The sequence below is a fragment of the Bradyrhizobium sp. genome (assembly GCF_019242285.1).
GTDB lineage: Bacteria > Pseudomonadota > Alphaproteobacteria > Rhizobiales > Xanthobacteraceae > Bradyrhizobium.
In genome coordinates this window covers 1-3,180 of record NZ_JAFAVV010000736.1, presented here as the reverse complement: position 1 = coordinate 3,180, position 3,180 = coordinate 1, and the positions used below count along the sequence as shown (strand labels likewise).

Below are 3,180 nucleotides of genomic sequence, written 5' to 3'. Positions count from 1 at the left end.
GCGTTCCGGCCTTCTCGACGTCGCCGATCTTCTTTTCACGGTAGGCGGCGTCGACATTGGAGCGCTGCTGGAAGCCGTAGGTGAGCCCCGAGGTGTGGCGCAGGAGATCCACGATCAGCATCGGCCGCGCCGGCGGCCGCGTCAGGAACGCCGGCGCCGTGCCCGCGACGAACACGCCGAGGTTCTTCCATTCCGGAATGTATTTGTGAACGGGTTCGTCCAGCGCGACGCGGGCCTCCTCGAACAGCATCATGAAGGCGACCGTGGTGATCGGCTTGGTCATCGAGTAGATGCGGAAGATGGTGTCGTTCTTGACCGGCACCTTGCGCTCGAGATCGGCATGGCCCTGCACCGAATTGTGAACGACCTTGCCGCGACGGTAGACCACGAGCTGGGTTCCCGGAAACCGCCCGGCCTCGACGTAACGCTGCTTCAGATGCGCGTCGATGCGGTCGAAACCGGCCTTGGACATGCCGGCGGATTCGGGTGAGGCGAGGGTGGGATCGAGCATCGGGGCAATCTCCGCAGCCGGCAATGGCGGCCTTCGAGGGGCAGCCGTTGATAGCCGAAAGGCGGCCGCTGGTGTAGTCTTCGAGCCGTGATGTGCCCATTCCCCAGGATCTGAGATATGACCCAGTTCAGCGAGACAGAACTGACCGCGGCCGTCGTCAGGAGCTTCGACGACACGCCCCACCCGCGCGCCAAATTCCTCCTGCAGGAATTGGTGAAATCGCTGCACGAGTATGTGCGCAAGACCGATCTCACCTTCGAGGAGTGGGAATACGCGATCGACTTCCTGACCCGCACCGGGCAGAAATGCACCCCGATCCGGCAGGAGTTCATTCTGCTGTCGGACGTGATGGGCGTTTCCATGCTGGTTGACGCGGTCAACCATCGCGAGCGCGAGGGTGCCACCGAGACCACCGTGCTCGGTCCGTTCTATGTCGGCGAGCACAGAGAGATGCCGCATGGCGCCGACATCTCGCCGCACAACCAGACCGGCGAGAAGATGTTCGTGCGGAGCCGCGTCACCGACACCCATGGCAAGCCGCTCGCCGGCGTGCCCGTCGACGTCTGGCATGCCGATGACGACGGTTTCTACGACTCGCAGAAGCCGAGCTATGCGACCCATGGCCCGTCCTCGCGGGCGCGCTTCGTCACCGACGCCGACGGCCGCTTCTTCTTCCGCACCATTCTGCCCTGCAGCTATCCGATCCCGACCGACGGTCCGGTCGGCGAGATGATCATGCAGACGCGGCGGCACCCGATGCGCCCGGCCCACGTGCATTTCCTGGTGGCGGCGCCGGGTTACGAGCCGCTGATCACCCATGTCTTCATCGGCGGTGACAAGTATCTCGACTCGGATGTGGTGTTTGGTGTGAAGGATGAGCTCGTCGCCAGCGTCGAAAAGCGCACCGATCCGGCGATGCCCGACGGCCAGCCGGCGGCGGCACCGTGGCACCTGGTGACCTACGAATTCCACATGAAGCCGGGCGCGGGCGTCGCTCCCAAGCCGATGGCCTCCAAGGGGGAGGACGAGGCAACCGAAGCCGCCTGAGATCATTTCTTGATCGCCATGCTCATTCTTTGTGCGCCGCACAAGGAATGAGCGAATCGCAAAATATTGATGCGGAGTTCGTTGCTTGGCTGATGATCGTGGCGAGGCAAGTCTCTGTAATAACAAAGATATCCGATTCTCCCGATCTGGCACGAAGCTTGAATGACGTCGTTGAGACGCCATCGAAGCCGTCCTCCCATCATTGAAATTGCAACGCCGCAGCGCTGGGGATTCCCCGGAGCGCGCAGCCATGGGCGAACGAAAGGAAGTTCTTTATGAGCGAGCAGAACCCGACCTGGATCTCGGATTGGAGGCCGGAGGACGAGACGTTCTGGAATGCGACGGGCAAGTTCGTGGCCCGCCGCAATCTGATCTGGTCGATCGTCGCCGAGCATATCGGGTTTTCGGTCTGGGCGATCTGGTCGATCGTGGCGACCAAGCTGCCGCAGGCCGGCTTCCATTTCGACACCGACCAGCTCTTCCAGCTCGTGGCATTGCCGGGCCTGATCGGCGCCCTGATGCGCTTTCCCTACACCTTCGCGGTGACGACGTTCGGCGGCCGCAACTGGACCATCTTCTCGGCGGCGGTGCTGTTCATTCCGACGCTCGGTCTGGCCTATTTCGTCAGCCACCCTGAAACGCCGTTCTGGCTGATGCTCGTGGTGGCGTCCTTTGCTGGGCTCGGCGGCGGCAACTTCGCCTCCTCGATGGCCAACATCTCCTTCTTCTATCCGGACCGGATGAAGGGCTGGGCGCTCGGGCTGAATGCAGCCGGCGGCAACATCGGCGTCTCCAGCGTGCAGCTCCTGACCCCGATGCTGATGGGGGTCGGTCTGATCAGCCTGTACCAGGCCACGCCGGTCGGCGGCGTCTACCTGCAGAATGCCGGCCTGATGTGGGTTCTTCCGATTGCGATCGCGGTTTTTGGCGCGGTGTTCTTCATGAACAACCTGGCCACGGCGAAGTCTTCGATCAAGAATCAGCTCGCGATCGTCAAGCGCAAGCACACCTGGATCATGTCCTACGTCTATATCGGGACCTTCGGCTCGTTCATCGGCTACTCCGCGGCGTTTCCGCTGTTGATCAAGACCCAGTTTCCGTCGGTCACGATCGCGATCGCGTTCCTCGGGCCGCTGGTCGGCTCGCTCGCGCGGCCGTTCGGCGGCCTCCTCGCGGACAAGGTCGGCGGCGCTGTCGTCACATTCTGGAATTTCATGGCGATGGCGGCGGCGACGATCGGTGTGCTCTACTTTGTCGGCATCAAGGACTTCATGGGCTTCCTCGTGATGTTCCTGATCCTGTTCGCCACCACCGGTTTCGGCAACGGCTCGACCTACCGTATGATCCCCTCGATCTTCCGCGAGGAAAACCTGCGGAAGGCGCGCGGCAAGGGCGACGCCGGCCGGGCGCTGGCGATCAAGACCGCCAGCATCGAGAGCGGTGCAGCGCTTGGCTTCATCGGGGCGATCTGCGCGTGCGGCGGCTATCTGATCCCGACCGGTTTCGGCAAGTCGATCGCGATCACCGGCGGCCCGCAGCTCGCGCTCGTCATCTATCTTGGCTTCTACGCCGCCTGCCTGGCGCTGACCTGGTGGTTCTACCTGCGCCGCAGCCCGGAAGCT

General features: G+C 63.1%; 3 protein-coding genes. 2 read left to right on the top strand and 1 reads right to left on the bottom strand.

Features of this window, described 5'->3' with window-relative positions; genetic code table 11:
- Nucleotides 1–511: serine hydrolase (locus JOY90_RS29825; RefSeq protein WP_291694682.1), on the bottom strand; the 511-nt coding region annotated here is incomplete at its 3' end.
- Between the two features lie 117 nt (nt 512–628).
- Between JOY90_RS29825 and JOY90_RS29820 the strand changes: the two genes are divergently transcribed.
- Together JOY90_RS29820 and JOY90_RS29815 are read left to right on the top strand one after the other, a co-directional pair.
- On the top strand, nt 629–1,558 hold the full coding sequence (locus JOY90_RS29820) for a dioxygenase (RefSeq protein WP_291694681.1): 930 nt from the start codon (nt 629–631) through the stop codon (nt 1,556–1,558).
- 275 nt (nt 1,559–1,833) lie between these two features.
- Nucleotides 1,834–3,180 (top strand): MFS transporter (locus JOY90_RS29815; protein ID WP_291694680.1); only part of this gene is annotated, 1,347 nt, incomplete at its 3' end.

Coding starts and splice junctions, on each gene's coding strand:
- JOY90_RS29820 (WP_291694681.1), top strand. CDS start 629: ATGACCCAGTTCAGCGAGACAGAACTGACCGCGGCCGTCGTCAGGAGC.